This is a genomic window from Kitasatospora sp. YST-16, from assembly GCF_026802215.1.
Taxonomy (GTDB): domain Bacteria; phylum Actinomycetota; class Actinomycetes; order Streptomycetales; family Streptomycetaceae; genus Kitasatospora; species Kitasatospora cineracea.
Genome location: NZ_CP113837.1, coordinates 384576 through 399315, shown reverse-complemented (window position 1 = coordinate 399315; position 14740 = coordinate 384576). Strand labels below are relative to the sequence as shown.

The 14740-nt window shown below is 77.0% G+C and carries 14 protein-coding genes; 6 read left to right on the top strand and 8 right to left on the bottom strand.

Going from position 1 to position 14740, the window contains the following annotated elements; all coding sequences use genetic code 11:
• Positions 1–105 precede the first annotated feature (105 nt).
• Together OU787_RS01865 and OU787_RS01860 are read left to right on the top strand one after the other, a co-directional pair.
• Positions 106–1683 carry a sensor histidine kinase gene (locus OU787_RS01865; RefSeq protein WP_268661786.1) on the top strand — a complete coding sequence of 526 codons (1578 nt, stop codon included), beginning with the start codon at positions 106–108 and terminating at the stop codon, positions 1681–1683.
• Between the two features lie 32 nt (positions 1684–1715).
• The gene (locus OU787_RS01860; RefSeq protein ID WP_030464177.1) at positions 1716–2363 is read left to right on the top strand and encodes a response regulator; all 648 of its coding nucleotides are present in this window, start codon (positions 1716–1718) and stop codon (positions 2361–2363) included.
• Between the two features lie 43 nt (positions 2364–2406).
• On the opposite strand, the gene OU787_RS01855 is transcribed toward OU787_RS01860, so the two are convergent.
• The 3 genes from OU787_RS01855 to OU787_RS01845 all read right to left on the bottom strand — a co-directional run bounded on the left by OU787_RS01855 (position 2407) and on the right by OU787_RS01845 (position 4694).
• Entirely contained in the window at positions 2407–2754 is a 348-nt protein-coding gene (locus OU787_RS01855; protein WP_268658287.1) for a hypothetical protein, read from the bottom strand.
• A 150-nt stretch (positions 2755–2904) separates the two neighbouring features.
• Entirely contained in the window at positions 2905–3852 is a 948-nt protein-coding gene (locus OU787_RS01850) for a hypothetical protein (RefSeq protein ID WP_268658286.1), read from the bottom strand.
• Between the two features lie 179 nt (positions 3853–4031).
• A complete protein-coding gene (locus tag OU787_RS01845) occupies positions 4032–4694 on the bottom strand; it encodes an AAA family ATPase (protein WP_268658285.1) in 663 nt (220 codons plus the stop codon).
• Between the two features lie 252 nt (positions 4695–4946).
• Here OU787_RS01845 and OU787_RS01840 point away from each other — a divergent pair, with 252 nt between their 5' ends.
• The 3 genes from OU787_RS01840 (at position 4947) to OU787_RS01830 (ending at position 8446) form a co-directional block, all read left to right on the top strand.
• Positions 4947–5828: an ATP-grasp domain-containing protein gene (locus OU787_RS01840; protein ID WP_268658284.1), complete on the top strand. Its 882-nt coding sequence runs from the start codon at positions 4947–4949 to the stop codon at positions 5826–5828.
• On the top strand, positions 5825–6583 hold the full coding sequence (locus OU787_RS01835; protein WP_268658283.1) for an ATP-grasp domain-containing protein: 759 nt from the start codon (positions 5825–5827) through the stop codon (positions 6581–6583). Before OU787_RS01840 ends, OU787_RS01835 begins: the two co-directional genes overlap by 4 nt.
• Before the next feature lie 150 nt (positions 6584–6733).
• Positions 6734–8446, top strand: a complete 1713-nt coding sequence (locus OU787_RS01830) for a sensor histidine kinase (RefSeq protein WP_268658282.1) — start codon at positions 6734–6736, stop codon at positions 8444–8446.
• Positions 8447–8496: 50 nt separating this feature from the next.
• Here OU787_RS01830 and OU787_RS01825 read toward each other — a convergent pair whose 3' ends face one another.
• Entirely contained in the window at positions 8497–9852 is a 1356-nt protein-coding gene (locus OU787_RS01825) for an RNA polymerase sigma factor (protein ID WP_442788409.1), read from the bottom strand.
• On the bottom strand, positions 9852–10271 hold the full coding sequence (locus OU787_RS01820; protein WP_030464190.1) for a YciI family protein: 420 nt from the start codon (positions 10269–10271) through the stop codon (positions 9852–9854). Before OU787_RS01820 ends, OU787_RS01825 begins: the two co-directional genes overlap by 1 nt.
• 236 nt (positions 10272–10507) lie before the next feature.
• Here OU787_RS01820 and OU787_RS01815 point away from each other — a divergent pair, with 236 nt between their 5' ends.
• Positions 10508–11050: a hypothetical protein gene (locus OU787_RS01815; RefSeq protein ID WP_268658281.1), complete on the top strand. Its 543-nt coding sequence runs from the start codon at positions 10508–10510 to the stop codon at positions 11048–11050.
• Between the two features lie 33 nt (positions 11051–11083).
• Here the strand turns inward: OU787_RS01815 and OU787_RS01810 are convergent, their stop codons facing one another.
• From OU787_RS01810 to OU787_RS01800, 3 genes are all read right to left on the bottom strand, one after another.
• Positions 11084–13129, bottom strand: coding sequence for a hypothetical protein (locus OU787_RS01810; protein WP_268658280.1), 2046 nt, complete (start codon positions 13127–13129; stop codon positions 11084–11086).
• On the bottom strand, positions 13126–14052 hold the full coding sequence (locus OU787_RS01805) for a VWA domain-containing protein (RefSeq protein ID WP_268658279.1): 927 nt from the start codon (positions 14050–14052) through the stop codon (positions 13126–13128). The genes OU787_RS01810 and OU787_RS01805 overlap by 4 nt, the downstream gene beginning before the upstream one ends.
• A gap of 200 nt (positions 14053–14252) precedes the next feature.
• A complete protein-coding gene (locus OU787_RS01800; protein WP_268658278.1) occupies positions 14253–14717 on the bottom strand; it encodes a DUF5682 family protein in 465 nt (154 codons plus the stop codon).
• Between the last annotated feature and the right edge of the window lie 23 nt (positions 14718–14740).

The following is a 14740-nucleotide window of genomic DNA, read 5'->3' as shown; positions in this document are numbered from 1 at the left end:
GGGCCGCAGGCCGCTCCGGCGGGGCAGCGACGATGGTCGGGGCGCGGCGTCGACTTTCGGCGGCATCGGGGCCGGGGCGGGGCTGGCTAGGGTCGGGGGGTGCGGATGCGGATGCGGGCGTGGATCGGGCGGGCGTTCCCCGGGCCCTGGCGGTGGAAACTGGCGGTCCGGGAGGTGCTGGGCGGGCTACTGGTGTGCGGGCTCGCGGCGCTGTTCCAGGCGGGGGACAGCGGCGGGTGGCCGTCCGGGCTGGTGGTGGGGGCGTGCGCGGTGCTGTTCGCGCTGCGGCGGGGGCTGCCCGGGCCGGTGCTGGTGGTGTCGGCGGCCGGGGTGGGCGGGCCGACCGGGTTCCTGCCGGTGCTGGTCGCCGCCGGGTACTCGGCCGGGCGCCGGATCAGCCGGCCCTGGCGGACCCCGGCGGTGCTGGGGCTCGGCTTCCTGGCCACCGTCGGCGTCGGCCTGCTGCAGAACCGGCGCGACCACTTCCCGCTGCCCGTCCTGCTCGGCCTGTGCATCGCCGGGTACCTGCTGACCGGCGTCCTGCCCGCCGTCATCGGCCGCTACCGGGCCCAGCGCGTCGCGCTGCTCGACAGCCTGCGCGAACGCAACGCCCAACTGCTCCGCGAACGCGTGATGATCGCCCGCCAGGCCCGGCTGCGCGAACGCCACCGGATCGCCCAGGACATGCACGACAGCCTCGGTCACCAACTCGCCCTGATCGCCGTGCACACCGGCGCCCTGGAGGTCGACCGCACCCTCGGCGAGCAGCAGCGCGAGGCCGTCGCCGTGCTGCGCCAGGCCGCCACCGGCGCGATGCGCGAACTGCGCGAGGTGGTCGGCCTGCTGCGCGAGGACACCGCGACCGCCCCCGGCGGCGTCGACGCCATCGACCGGCTGGCCGAGACCTCCGGCGCGGCCGGCGCCCGGATCGAACTGCGCCACCTCGGCACGCCCCGCCCGCTCCCCGCGCCCACCGGCCACGCCGCGTACCGGATCGCCCAGGAGGGCCTGACCAACGCGCACAAGCACGCCCCGGGCACGGCGATCGAACTGACCGTGCGCTACGAGCCGGACACCCTGGTGGTGGAGGTGGTCAACGGCCCCGGCGGCGACGGCACCGCGGCGGTCTCCGGCGGCCAGGGCCTGACCGGGCTGCGCGAACGCGCCCGGCTGCTCGGCGGCATGGTGCACAGCGGGCCGCTGCCGGACGGCGGCTTCCGGCTGGCCGGGATGCTGCCCTACACCGCCGAGGGGGCCCGCGCCGCCCTCCCCGACGACGAGGAACTCGCCCTGCTCGCCGGGGAGTTTACCGAGCCGGAGAAGCGCCGCCGGAGCCCCGCGGTGGGCTGCGCGCTCGGCGCGCTCGCGGTGCTCGGAGTGGTGGCCGCGGTCGCCGCGCTCGGCGCCATCATGTTCGTCAGCTCGCTGCGGGACGCCACCGTCCCCACCCGGCTCTACGACGCCGTCGAGGTCGGCCAGAGCGAGCAGTCCGTCAACGAACGGCTGCCGGTCGGCAGCGAGTTCCTCACCCAGGACTTCCGCCGGATCGGCCCGCCGCTGCCCGAGGGCGCGCACTGCCGCTGGTTCGCCGGGGACCGGGACGGCGACGACCAGGACGTGGTGCGGTTCTGCTTCAAGGACGGCCTGCTGGTCGAGAAGCAGCACTTCCATGGCAAGGTGTGAGCAGGCCGAAGAGCAGCAGAGGAAGGTGCCCGGTGATCCGTGTCCTGGTGGCCGACGACGAGCCGCTGATCCGGGCCGGCATCCGGATGATCCTCACCTCCGCCGAGGACATCGAGGTGGTCGGCGAGGCCCCCGACGGGGCGCAGGCCCTGCGGATGGCGGCCGAACTCGCCGCGGACGTCCTGCTGCTGGACATCCGGATGCCGGTCATGGACGGCCTCAGCGCGCTCGCCGAACTGCCCCGCGCCGCGCCCGGCACCCGGGCCATCGTGCTCACCACCTTCGGCGAACGGGAGAACGTGCTCCGGGCGATCACCTCCGGCGGCGCCGGCTTCCTGCTGAAGGACACTGCGCCCGGCGAACTGATCCAGGCCGTCCGGGCCGCCGCCACCGGCCACGCCTTCCTCTCCCCGGCCGCCACCCGGCACATCGTGGACAGCCTCGCCGACGGCCCGGCGGCCGCGCGCGGCGAACAGGCCAGGCGGCGGCTGGCCGTGCTCACCGCGCGCGAACGCGCGGTGGTCGATCTGCTCGGCGAGGGGCTGTCGAACGCCGACACCGGAGCCCGGCTGCACATGAGCGAGGCGACGGTGAAGACCTACGTCAGCCGGATCCTGGCCAAACTGGACTGCGAGAACCGGGTGCAGGCCGCCCTGCTGGCCCGCGACGCGGAACTCTGACGAAGCGTCAGATCGCTTGGAGAAAAGCCGATCCGATGGTGCGTCAGATCGTTTCGGGGTGCGGGGGGATGTCGAGTCGGACGGCCTGTTCGGCGTACGCCTTGCGGATCTGCCGCAGCGCCTCCGGCCGGAACGGGTCGTCCGCCGGGATGGCCGCCGCGACGGCCAACGCCTCGGCCATCAGGCCGAGTTGCAGGTCCCGCCGGAGCAGCACCGGGTAGTGGCCGGTCAGTTCGATCGCCGCCAGCGCCAGCTTCGGCAGGTGCACCGCCGGGTTGTCGCCGGCCAGCAGGCGGTGCGCCCGGTACGCCTGCCACGGGGTGGGCGGCTCGCTGCCCGCCAGCAACACCCGGGCCCGCAAAGCCAGTTCCAGATCAACGTGTGAGGACACACGGCTCCCATCGCTCTCGTCCAAAGGGGGGAATGCGGACGAGTCTGCGGCCGGCGGGGTGCGCCGGACAAGGGAGGACGGATGTGCGCTCAGTCCTACCGGAAGCGGCCGTGAACAGGCAGAATGAGGACCGATACGCTGCCGGGAGGGTTACCGGGCGGCGGCGGGAGCCTCGGTGAGGGGCTCAGCGAGAGGTTCGGCGAGGGCGTCGCCGGGGGGTTCGAGGAGGGGCTCGACGGCGGTGGCTGCGGCGGGCGCCCCGGCCGGGGATCCGGCGGCAGCGGCCAGGCGTTCGCCGATCGCGTCGAGTTCCGCCGAGAGCTGGGCGCGCAGCACGGGCAGCAGGGCGAGGGCCGCGCGGGCGGCGTCCGGGTCGGGCCGAGGGTCGCCGTGGGCGGCGGCAACGGCGGTGCGCACCGGCAGCACGGCCAACGCGCTCTCCCACGCGGTGCGGTGCACGCCGGTGGCGTAACGGGAGGTCAGGTACTCCAGCGGGGTGAGCGCCAGGGCGTCCCGGTCGGCGGGCCCGGCCAGGCGGTGCTCGGGCAGCAGCCAGGCCACCCCGTCCCGGGCCACCAGGTCGAACGCCCGGGACAGGTCGGGGGAGACCGGGCCGCGCGCCGATTCGGGCGTCGCCGCGGCCAACAGCCGCTCCAGCATGGCCGCTTCGCGCGGATCGGCCGGCCGGTCCGGGTGCTCCTGCCCGGCCAGCAACTGCTCCAGGTGGTAGCGCTGGCCCCAACTGCCCACCGAGCGGTGCATCGCCCCCGCCCGGGTCTCCCGGATCGCGGCCAGCGCCAGCGCCCGGGTGGTCACGTCCCGGCGCACCGCGAGCGCGTCCGCGGCCCCGTCCGGGAACAGCCGGGCCAGCGCGCACCGCACCGCGTCCACCGTCGGCCCGTCGTACCAGCGCAGCGTCCAGCGCCGGCCGACCGGCTCGAACTGCGGCTCGACGGGGACGCGGAACTGCACGGACAGCCGGTCGGCGATCCGCCGGGCCCGCGGCGCGTGCAGGGCCTGCGGGGAGCGTGGAGTCTGCGGCGCGGACCCGGGCGCGGGTGCGGCGGCGCGCTCCGGGGTGCGTTCGGGGGTGCCCATGGCCGGAGCCTAGCCACGGGCGGCCCGGGCAGCCGCGGCGGCGGGCGACGCGCGGGGCGGCTCAGCCGTTCGCCGCAACCCGCTGCGCGGGGCCGGGACGGGCGGCAGCGGTCCGCAGTGGGCGGGGTGAGGCGCCGTCAGGCGGGGCGTGGGGCCGGGGCGGAGTGGCGGAGGCGCCGTCAGGTGGTGCGGGCGGCGCAGTCGGTGACCCGGGCCTGGACGGGGACGGCGACGGGGACGGGAGCGGGGGCCGGGGCGGGGGTGAACTCGATGGCGGTGAGGCGGGGGGCGGCGGCGCGGGGGAGCAGGACGGCGGAGGCGACGCCGGGGGGCAGCGGGCCGGCGGCGGTGACCAGGGCGCGCAGGGTGGCGGCGGAGCGGCGGTGGCGGGCGAAGGCGTACCGGGAGACCCGGCGGCCGCGGCGGCGCTGGCCGTCGGCGGCCTGCGCGGGGGTGGCGTCGAGCAGCAGCAGGTGCAGGCGGCGGCCCTGCCGGGCGGTGGCGCGGGCCAGGGCGCGGCGGACCCAGGGCAGGGTGCCGCAGTCGTGGACGACCAGCGGGCCGCCGGCCCGTACCGCCGCGCGCAGCCGCAGGTAGTGGGCGAGCCGGACCAGCGGCCGGTACAGCGCGTACGGGACGCCGGGCAGGGCGCGGGCGAACCGGGCCCGGGTGTGCTGGGAGTCGATCACCCGGGCGCGGGCGCAGCGCCGCATCAGGGTGCTCTTGCCGCTGCCGGGCAGCCCGGAGACCACCAGGACGTCGTCCGCCGGGTAGGCCAGTCGGGCCGGGGCGGGACGGCCGGTCAGGTCGTGCCGGGCGTGCGGGCGCAGCTGCGGGGGCACACGGTCCTCCTCAAGGGGTCTGCCGGTCAAAGGGTCTGCCAAAGGGTCTGCCAAGGGGGCGTCATGTGAACGTCATGCCCAGGGAAGTCGGTTCCAGCCCCTCGGCGGTGCAGCTGTGACGCGGCTGTTTCCGTTCCCGGACACCCTGGGTGAAATGCGGCGGATGATCCATGGCAGGGTGGGCGGATGCGATTCGCCCCGGGGGAGACCGACGGGGGCGCAGGGGATCAGTGGGAAAAGGGGTGGGGGCACATGAGGTTCTGCTTCCTGGTCGAGGAGCACTACCGCAACGACGGGATGCCGCTGGCCGTGGTCGAGCACCTGCGGGCCACCGGCCACCGGGTGGACGTGCTGCGGCCCGGCGCCGACCTGCTCGACCTCGCCGAGCTGGTGCGCACCGGCGCGCACGACGCGTGGGTGCTCAAGACCGTCTCCGGCGGCCCGGGCCTGGGCCTGCTGGAGTCCGCCGCCGCGGCCGGCCTGACCACCGTCAACGACGCCCGGGCGATCCGCCCGGTCCGCGACAAGGCGCAGACCGCGGTGGTCGCCGCGCTGCACGGCCTGCCGATGCCCCGGACCTGGGCCGCCGCCGATCCGGCCGCGTTCGCCGCGGTGGACGCGGACCGCTACCCGCTGGTCGTCAAGCCCGCCGACGGGTCCTCGGGGCGCGCCGTCCACCTGGTCGAACGGCCCGATCAGCTCGCCGAGTTGGCCGCGCCCGCGGACGGCGGCCTGCTGATCGCCCAGCCGTACGTGCCCAACGACGGCTGCGACCTGAAGGTGTACTGCGCGGGCGGCGAGTTCTTCGCCACCCGGCGCACCTCGCCGCTGCACCCGCACCACCCCGCCGTGGAGCGCCCCGTCCCGCTGCCGCGCGAGGTCGCCGCGCTGGCCGCGCAGGTCGGCGAGGTGTTCGGCCTCGACCTGTACGGGCTGGACGTGCTGGTCGGCCCGGACGGGCCGGTGGTCGTCGACATCAACGACTTCCCGAGCTTCCGCCAGGTGCCGCGCGCCGTCGAGCGGGTGGCCGACGCCGTGGTCCGGCTCGCCCGCAGCGGCTCCTCCTGGCCGACCCCCGGCGCGGGCCCGCTGCTCACCGACGCCGGGGTCCCCGACGCCCGGGCCGCCCGGTGACGCCGCCCCGGCCGCTGCGGATCGCCCTGGTCGCCCGCGAACCCGGCCACCCGCTGCTCGCCGGGGCACTGCGCCTGCTGGAACGGGACGGGCACCTGACGGCCGGTCCGGACGAGCCGGCCGACGTGGTGCTGCTCAAGGCCCGCGACGCCCGGTCGCTGCGCCGGGCCGAGGCGTACGGGCGGGCGGGCACGCCGGTGCTCAACTCCGCCGCCGTCACCGCCCGTTGTCAGGACCGGGACTGGATGGAGCGCACCGCCCGGGCCGCCGGACTGCCGTTCGCCCCCACCCTGGGCGGCGGCGTCCTGGCCGCACTCGGCTGGCCCGGGCCGGTGGTGGTGAAGAGCCGGTACAGCCGCAAGGACGACCTGGTGGCCCGCGCCGACACCCCCGCGCAGTGGCACGCGCTCGCGCGGGCGTGGCCGGACGAACCGGTGCTGCTGCAGCGGCCGGTGGCCGGCGACGGCTGGGACCGCAAGGTGTGGGTGGTCGGCGGGCAGGTCTTCGCCGAGCAGCGCCGCTCCGAACTGGAGCCCGGCGGCCCGGAGCGCCGTCCCTGGGCGCCCGACCCGCAGGAGCGGCGGATCGCGCTGGCCGCCGGGACGGCGTTCGGACTCCAGGTGTACGGCGTCGACCTGCTGCCGGGCCCGGACGGGCCGGTAGCCGTCGACGTCAACGCCTTCCCCGGCGTCCGCCTCCAGCCCGGCGCCCCCGAGGCGCTCGCCGCGCTCGTGCTGCGCACCGCCGGGCGCTGAGCGCCGCCACCCCGCCGGCCGCGACCTGCCGTGTGACCTGCCGGTTCCCGGGCCGGCGGGCCCTGCCGCGGGCCCACCCCGTCGGTCCGCCCGGTCGCGGGCGTCTGCGAGAATCGGTGCGCGGCGGAGCCACGGACGAGGAGGAGCGCGGTGCGCGAGGAGGAACCGCGGTCGCGGATCCCGCAGCTGAGGCTGGACGAGCTGCTGGCCGAGCTGCAGGCCCGGATCGACGTGGCCCGGGGCACCCGGGACCGGGTGCACAGCCTGCTGGAGGCCGTGCTGTCGGTCGGCCGGGAGCTGGAGCTGACCCAGGTGCTGCGCCGGATCGTGGAGGCCGCGGCCGTCCTCGCCGACGCCGAGTACGCGGCGCTCGGCATCATCGGCCCGGACGGCGACACCCTCTCGCAGTTCATCACCGTCGGCCTGACCGAGGAGGAGATCGCCCGGATCGGCCCCTACCCGACCGGCAAGGGCCTGCTCGGCGAACTCATCCGGCACCCGCAGCCGCTGCGCCTGGAGGACCTCACGTCGCACCCGGCGTCCACCGGCTGCCCCGCCCACCACCCCGAGATGCGGACCTTCCTCGGCCTGCCGGTGCGGGTGCGCGACGAGGTGTTCGGCAACATCTACCTGACCGACAAGCGCGGCGCGACCGGGTTCGACGACGACGACGAGTCGGTGATCGCCACCCTCGCGGTCGCCGCCGGCGTGGCCATCGACAACGCCCGGCTGTACGAGGAGGCGCAGCGCCGGCAGCGCTGGCTGACCGCCACCGCCGAGATCAACCGCCGCCTGCTGTCCGGCAGTTCGCGCACCCAGGTGGTGGAGTTGATCGCCCAGCGGGCCTGCGACATCTCCGGCGCGCAACTGGCCGACGTGCTGACCGCACTGCCCGGCGGCGCCGCCCTGCGGGTCGAGCTGGCCTTCGGCGGGAACGTCGACGGGCGGGTCGGCGTGGAGGTGCGGGCGGCGGGCACGATCTCCGGCGCGGCCTGCGCCACCGGCTTCCCGGTGACCTCGCACGACCTGGCGCGGGACCCGCGCTTCCCCGGCTGCGTGCCCCGGTTCGCGGGCATGGGCCCGGCCGTCGCGGTGCCGCTGGGGCGGGCCGAGGGCCACACCGAGGGGGTGCTGCTGCTGGTGCGCGGCAGCGGCGAGCCGGAGTTCACCGAGCGCGAGATCGACCCGCTGCTGGGCTTCGCCGACCAGGCCGCGCTCGCCCTGGAACTGGCCGAACGGCGGCGCGACGCCGAGCAGTTGGCCGTCCTGGAGGACCGCGACCGGATCGCCCGGGACCTGCACGACCTGGCCATCCAGCGGCTGTTCGCCACCGGCATGACGCTGCAGAGCGCGTCCCGGTTCATCGACCACCCCGGGGCGTCCGACCGGGTGCTGCGGGCGGTCGGCGACCTGGACGAGACCATCAAGATCATCCGCTCGACGATCTTCGGGCTGCGGGTCCGCGAGGCCGGTGCCGGACAGGGCCTGCGGGCCCGGGCCGTGCACGTGGTCGAGGAGGCGCAGGCCACCCTCGGCTTCGCACCCCGCCTCAGCATGGAGGGCCTGCTCGACACCGACGTGCCGCCCGCCGTCGCCGACCACCTGGTCGCCGTCCTCGGCGAGGCGCTCAGCAACGCCGCCCGGCACGCGAAGGCCGGCCGGGTCGAGGTCGCCCTGCAGGCGGTCGGCGGCCACGTCGCCCTCACCGTCCAGGACGACGGCGTCGGCATCCCCGCCCAGGGCCGCCGCAGCGGCCTGCGCAACCTCGAGGAACGCGCCCGCGCCCTCGGCGGCACCCTCGCCGTCACCAATCCGCCGACCGGCGGCACCGTCCTCAACTGGACGGTACCGCTGGGGCACTGACGGTCCGTCAGGAACCGGTCGAGTTCTCTCGATTGGTTGCTGACGGTCCGTCAGGGGGCTTCCAGCGCCGCCGCCTTGCGCAGCAGCACGGCCCGCTCGCGGGCGTTGCGGCACAGGCGGGCGGCGAGTTCGAGCTCGGTGCGGGCCTCGGCGGTGCGGCCCAGGCGGGTGAGCAGTTCGCCGCGGACGCCCGGCAGCAGGTGCGAGCCGGGCAGGCGGTCGGCGGCGAGCAGCTCGTCCACGAGGGCCAGCGCCTCGGCCGGGCCGCTCGCCATGGCGACGGCCACCGCCCGGTTCAGCTTGACCACCGGGGACGGCGCCACCCGGCCGAGCGCCTCGTAGAGCAGCACGATCCGCTCCCAGTCGGTCTCCGCCACCGACGGCGCCACCGCGTGGCAGGCCGCGATCGACGCCTGCAGCCCGTACGGGCCCAGGCCCCGCCCGGCCGTCGCGGCCCGGCCGAGCGCCGCCAGCCCGCGCCGGATCGCGGGGCGGTCCCAGCGGGTGCGGTCCTGGTCCTCCAGCAGCACCGCCTCCCCGTCCGGCCCGGTCCGGGCCGGGAAACGGGCCGCCGTCAGCTCGAACAGCGCCAGCAGGCCCTGCGGTTCGCCCTCGCCCGGCAGCAGGGCCGCCAGCGTCCGGGCCAGCCGGAGCGCCTCGTAGGCGAGGTCCGGGCGCAGCAGGTCCTCGCCCGCCGTCGCGGTCGACCCCTCCGTGAACACCACGTACAGCACGCTCAGCACCGCGCCCAGCCGCTCGCGCCGCTGCTCGGCGGGCGGCAGCCCGAACGGGACGCGGGCCGCGGCGATCGTCTTCTTCGCCCGGGTGATCCGGGCCTGCACGGTCGGCACCGGCACCAGGAACGCCCGGGCGATCTCCTCGCTGGACAGGCCGCTCACCACCCGCAGCGTCAGCGCCACCCGGGCCTCCGGCGCGAGCACCGGGTGGCAGGCGGTGAACACCAGCGCCAGCACGTCGTCGTCGATCCGGTCCGGGTCCCACGGCAGGTCGTCCGCCCGCCCGCCGCCGGGCGCCGCCCCCGCGTGCGCCTCGCCCTCGGCGAGCGGGCCCGCCAGCAGGGCGTAGCGCCGGTCCAGCGCCGCGCGGCGGCGGAAGGCGTCGATCGCCCGCCGCCGCGCGGCCGTCAGCAGCCAGCCCACCGGCTCGGCGGGCACGCCGTCGCGCGACCAGGCCACCAGCGCCTCGGCGAGCGCCTCCTGCGCGACGTCCTCGGCCAGCGCGAAGTCCCCGCCCCAGCGGGCCAGCGCGCCCACCACCCGGGCGGACTCGATCCGCCAGACCGCGGCGACGGCCCGCCGGGCCGACTCCGTCACCGGCGGGCCCTCGGAGCCGGGCCCGGCCGGGTCGGCGCCGGCCGGCGGCGGGCCGTCGTGGGTGGAGGGCATCAGAGCTGGCCGGTCCGCTCGCGCCAGGCCCGCTCCATGGCGACCCACTCGTTGTCCTGCGGGAACTCGTCGATGCTCGGCACCCGGCGCACCTCGCACTTCGCCCCCGGCATCGCGGGCAGCCGCTTCGCCCACTCCACGGCCTCCTCCTTCGAGGCCACGTCGATCAGGTAGAAGCCGCCGAACAGCTCCTTGGTCTCCCCGTACGGACCGTCGGTGACCACCGGCACCTCGCCGTCGTAGTCCACCACCACGCCCTGCGACGGGTCGTCCAGCCCCTCGGCGGCCACCAGCACGCCCGCCCGGATCAGCTGCTCGTTGAACCGGCCCACCGTCTCGAGCATCTCCTCGAACGGCGTCTCCCCCATCTTGGCCATGGTCTCGTCCGTCGCCCGCATGATCAGCATGTACTTCGCCATCGTCGTTCTCCTCGCTCGGGGGGCCTTCTCACGACCCCTTCTATCCCAAGGTCGAACGGCGCGGACCCGGATCGACACCGGAACCGGAAAAGTTTTCCGCTTTTCCCCGCGGCTCCTCGCGGCTCCCCGAAGCTCCCCGCGGCTCCTCGCGCACCGGCCGCCCGGCGGCTTCCGGTAGGCTCCGGACCTCCGCGCCGATGATCATCCGGACGGGCGCGGGGGAGGGGAGCCGAGCGGTGAAGCGGGTCGTGCGGTGGGGCGCGGTGACGGTGATCGGCGCCGTGGCGGCGGGCGGGTACGCGTTCGGGGTCCTCGACGAGTCCGCGCCGGGACGCGGCTGCCGGGGCACCGGCGACCGGGTGCGCAGCATGGAGACCGCGATGACCGCCCTGGACCTGCCCGCCGGCGCCGCCCCCGCCCCCGGGAGCCCCGACCGGGACGGGCGGAGCGGCCCGGTCACCGAGTCCGGCTGCTTCACCGACCACTCCGGCGTCCCCTGGGCGTACGCCGCCGGCAGCTACACCGGCGCCGGCCCGCGCGAGCAGGTGCGGGAGTTCTACCGCACCGCCGCCCTCGCCGACGGCTGGCACCACCAGCCCGACCCGGACGAACCGGACGGCGGCCTGTGCTTCACCCGGACCGTCGACGGCCACCCCAGCCTGCTGACGGTGGGCTTCACCGGGTACGCCGCCGACAGCGGCGCCTACCGGGTCGAGGTCGGCCACTTCGTCGACGACGGCGCCACCCGCTGCGCCGCCCCGGCCACCGTCCGGTACTGACCGGCACTCAGACTCGGCCCGCGGCCGGGGTGCTCAGGGCCGGGCCTCCTCCCGGTGCAGGTCGAGGGCGGTGAGCAGGTGGAGCGCCGCGTCCGTCCAGCGGTCGGGGGACGGGTCGGCGGCCAGGGCGTCCAGCAGGGCGGCGGCGGTGCGCAGGCCGGTGCGGCGCAGAGCGGCCGCGGCCGGGGCCAGTTGGTGCGGGAGGGCAGCGTCCAGGCCGGTGCGGGCGAGTTCGGCGAGCGCGGTGCGGGCGGCGGTCAGGGCCGCGGCCAGCGGGTCGGCGGCGGCCGGGGGCAGGGCGGTGAACGGGTGCGGGTCGGTCTCGGCCGCCAGGTCCGGGTGGACCAGCCCGGCGGCCGTGCGCACCGCCAGCGGGTCGAGGACGGGACGGCCCGCCTCCGGCCGCAGCAGGCCGCTGACGTGCGTCACCGTGCCGGACTCCAGGGCCGCCGCCAGGGCGTCGATCCGGCCCGGGCAGAGCACGTCGTGCTCGGCGGAGAGCCGCACCTCCGTGCCCGCCGCGTCCCGCAGGACGGCCTCCAGCCGCTGCCGGGCCGGGTCGTAGCCCAGCGGGCCGACCTCCGCCACGGCCAGCACGTGCGCGTTCTCCGCCTCGATCCGGGGCCGCACCGGCCGCGGCGGACGCCCGCCCAGCGCCCGCAGCCGGGCCGCCGCGTCGTGCAGCAGCAGCGGCGCGGGCAGCGACGCCCAGGCGTCGCCGAGCGGCGTGACGCTGGTCGAGGCGATCCGGCCCCGCTCCACCGTCACGGCCCGGCCCGCGCTGCGCGAGACCGACTCGCTGACCAGGTTCGACCCGGCCAGCGCCCGCACCGAGTGCCCGAGCAGCCGCCGCCCCGCCAACTCCGCGCCCGTGCCCGGCCGTCCCTCCGGCACCGCCCACTGCTTGCGCAGCACCAGGGCGATCCCGGCGTCCGGCTGCGCCAGGTAGAGCTCCGTGCACCGCTCCGCCCCGCCCCGGCCGGCCGACACCCGGCAGCCCAGCGCGACCAGCCGGGTCCGGCGCAGCTGGGTGACCGCGCTCTCCCCGGTGCCCAGCGCCAACGCCCGGTCCGCCGCCCGCAACCGGGCCCGCAGCTCCACCAGCAACTCGGCCACCCGGTCCGGGTCGTGCCGGGTGTCCCGGTCCGCGTACGCCGCCAGCTGCACCCGCAGCTCGGCCGCCGCGGCGGCCGGCCAGTGCGCCGACGCCGCCGTCAACTCGGCCTCCACCCGGGACAGTTGGGCCAGCAGGACCGGACTCGTCCGGGCCGTGCCGGTGCGCAGCAGCTCCTCGGTGAGCGCCGCCACCGCAGCCGTTGCTGTCGCCGCAGCCGTCGCCGTTGCGGGAGCCGGCTGCGCCCGGTCCGCCGTCGCCGCCGCCGTTCCGGCATCCGCCTGCTTCGGGCCGCCCGCGGTGCGTGCCGAACCGGACGGCGTGCCGTCCTCGTCCGCCGCCCGGAACGCCCACACCGCCAGCGTCACCAGCTCGCCGTGCCGGGCCGCGGTCGCCCCGCTCAGCGCGAAGTTCAGGCTGCGCGGGACGGGGAAGCGGACGGTGCAGCTGGGCAGCTCCACCGACGGTGCCGGGTGCGCGGCGTCCATCCGCTGCACCGTCACCCGCACCCCCCGCTCCCAGGCCCGCCGGGCCGCCGCGAGGGCCGGGCGGCCGAACGCCGCCAGCAGCGCCGCGTCGTCGAACTCGGCCGGAGACCAGGGGAGTTCGGGCTCCGGAGGCGGGACGGTCGCCTTTGCCCCGGGTGCGGAATCGGATTCGGACGAGGACTCGGATGCGGATTGCGGCTGGGCCTGGGCCTGATAGGCGAGGACCAGGCCCACCAGGTGGCGGCAGACGCCCGGGGCCGGGCAGCTGCACGTCCCCGCCTCCAGCGGGACCCCGGCGGGCAGGGCCGCCCGGCTGCCGTCCGGGAACGCGGCCGTGACCTCGCCGGTCGCGTCGAGGGACACCGCGGCCCCGGCGCCCGAGTCGAGTTCGCGGGCCGCCCGCTTCACCAGGCCGCGGTTGGCCAGCGCGGCCAGCGTGTCGGCGTCCAGCGCCAGCAGGTCCGCCCGGGCGTTCACCGGCCCACCTTCTCCGCCACGAACGCGGCCAGCGCGCCCGGTGTCATCGCGCCCACGTGCGCCCCCAACCCGACCAGCCGGGCCGCCAGTTCGCGGTCGTACACCGGTTCCGCCTCCTCGTCCAACGCGGCCAGCCCGAGCACCGTGCTGCCCTGCTCCACCAGCGTCCGCACCCCGCGCAGCAGCCGGCCGGTGTCGCCGCCCTCGAAGAAGTCCGACACCAGGACCACGATGCTGCGCCGCGGGTTGTCCAGCAGCCCGGCCGCGTAGTCCACCGCCCGGGCGATGTCGGTGCCGCCGCCGAGCTGCACCCGCATCAGCAGCTCCACCGGGTCGCTCACGTCCTCGGTCAGGTCGACCACCGAGGTGTCGAACGCCACCAGGTGGGTGCGCAGCCCCGGCAGGTTCCACAGGCAGGCCGCCGTCACCGCGGAGTGGATCACCGACCCGGCCATCGAGCCCGACTGGTCGACCAGCAGCACGAGTTGCCACCGCTCCAGGGTGCGCCGCGTCCGGGAGTGGAAGTACGGCCGCTCGATCAGCAGCCGCCGCTGCTCCGGCTGGTAGTGCGCGAGGTTCGCCCGCACCGTGGACCGGAAGTCGAAGTTCCGGGCCAGCGGGACCAGGCTGCGGCCCGGCGCCCGCGCCCCGGTGAACGCCCGGCGCACCTCCGGACGCAGCCGCGCCAGCAGCTCGCGCACCACCGCCTCCACCAACCGGCGGGCCAGAGAGAGGAGTTCGGGGTTCATCAGGTGCTTGGTGCGCAGCACCGCGCGCAGCAGCGCCGGGCTCGGCTCCACCCGGGACAGCACCTCCGGGTCGGTGACGATCTCGTCGATGCCGTACCGCTCCACCGCGTCCCGCTCCAGCCGCTCCACGGTCTCCTTCGGGAACAGCCGGTGCACGTCCTCCAGCCAGTCCACCGGCGTCACCACGGACGGCCCGTCGCCCCCGTGCCGCGAGCCGCCGCGCCGCGAACCGCCGCGCCCGCTGCCGCCGGAACGCCGGACCCCGCGCCGTCCCGCCTCCGGGTCGCGCCCGTACAGCCACTCCAGCGCGGCGTCCTGCGCGGCCGCCCGCCCGTCGAGTGGACCGGTGCAGCGCTCGGCGGGCGCGCCGAGGATCAGGCGCCAGCGTTCGAGGCCCTCGTCGGGGAGGTGGGAGGACGGGGTCGCGGGGGAGGACGGGGGCGCGGGGGAGGACGGGGGCGCGGGGGAGGGGCCGGTGTCTTCGGGTGCCGGGAGGGGGTGAGCGCGGCCGGGGACGGGGCCGGGGCCAGGCCGTAGCGGGTCAGCAGGTCGGTGACGGCGAGTTCGAGGCCGGCGGCGCGGGCGAGCAGGGACGGGTCGGCGGTGGTGCGGAGCAGGCCGCGGGCCGAGCCGGTGCGGCCGCGGCGGGCCAGCAGGCGTTCGGCGATCCGCTCGCGTTCGCGGGGCGGGAAGTAGCCGAACGCCTGGCGGAGCGCGGGCAGGCCGCGCAGGAAGTCGCCGGTCGGCAGCCGGGTGACGATCGCGTCCAGGGCGTCGAACAGGGAGGCGTCGTCGGCGGCGTCGAGGGCGGGACCGGTCAACTGCTCGCGGGCCAGCACGAACAGCCCCGACAGCCAGTCGC

What these genes read in the sequence shown, in the direction of transcription:
- OU787_RS01850 (WP_268658286.1), bottom strand. Translation starts at nt 3,852, where the DNA reads ATGGGCACCCCCGAACGCACCCCGGAGCGCGCCGCCGCACCCGCGCCC.
- OU787_RS01825 (WP_442788409.1), bottom strand. Translation starts at nt 9,852, where the DNA reads ATGCCCTCCACCCACGACGGCCCGCCGCCGGCCGGCGCCGACCCGGCC.
- OU787_RS01820 (WP_030464190.1), bottom strand. Translation starts at nt 10,271, where the DNA reads ATGGCGAAGTACATGCTGATCATGCGGGCGACGGACGAGACCATGGCC.
- OU787_RS01840 (WP_268658284.1), top strand. Translation starts at nt 4,947, where the DNA reads ATGAGGTTCTGCTTCCTGGTCGAGGAGCACTACCGCAACGACGGGATG.
- OU787_RS01865 (WP_268661786.1), top strand. Translation starts at nt 106, where the DNA reads ATGCGGATGCGGGCGTGGATCGGGCGGGCGTTCCCCGGGCCCTGGCGG.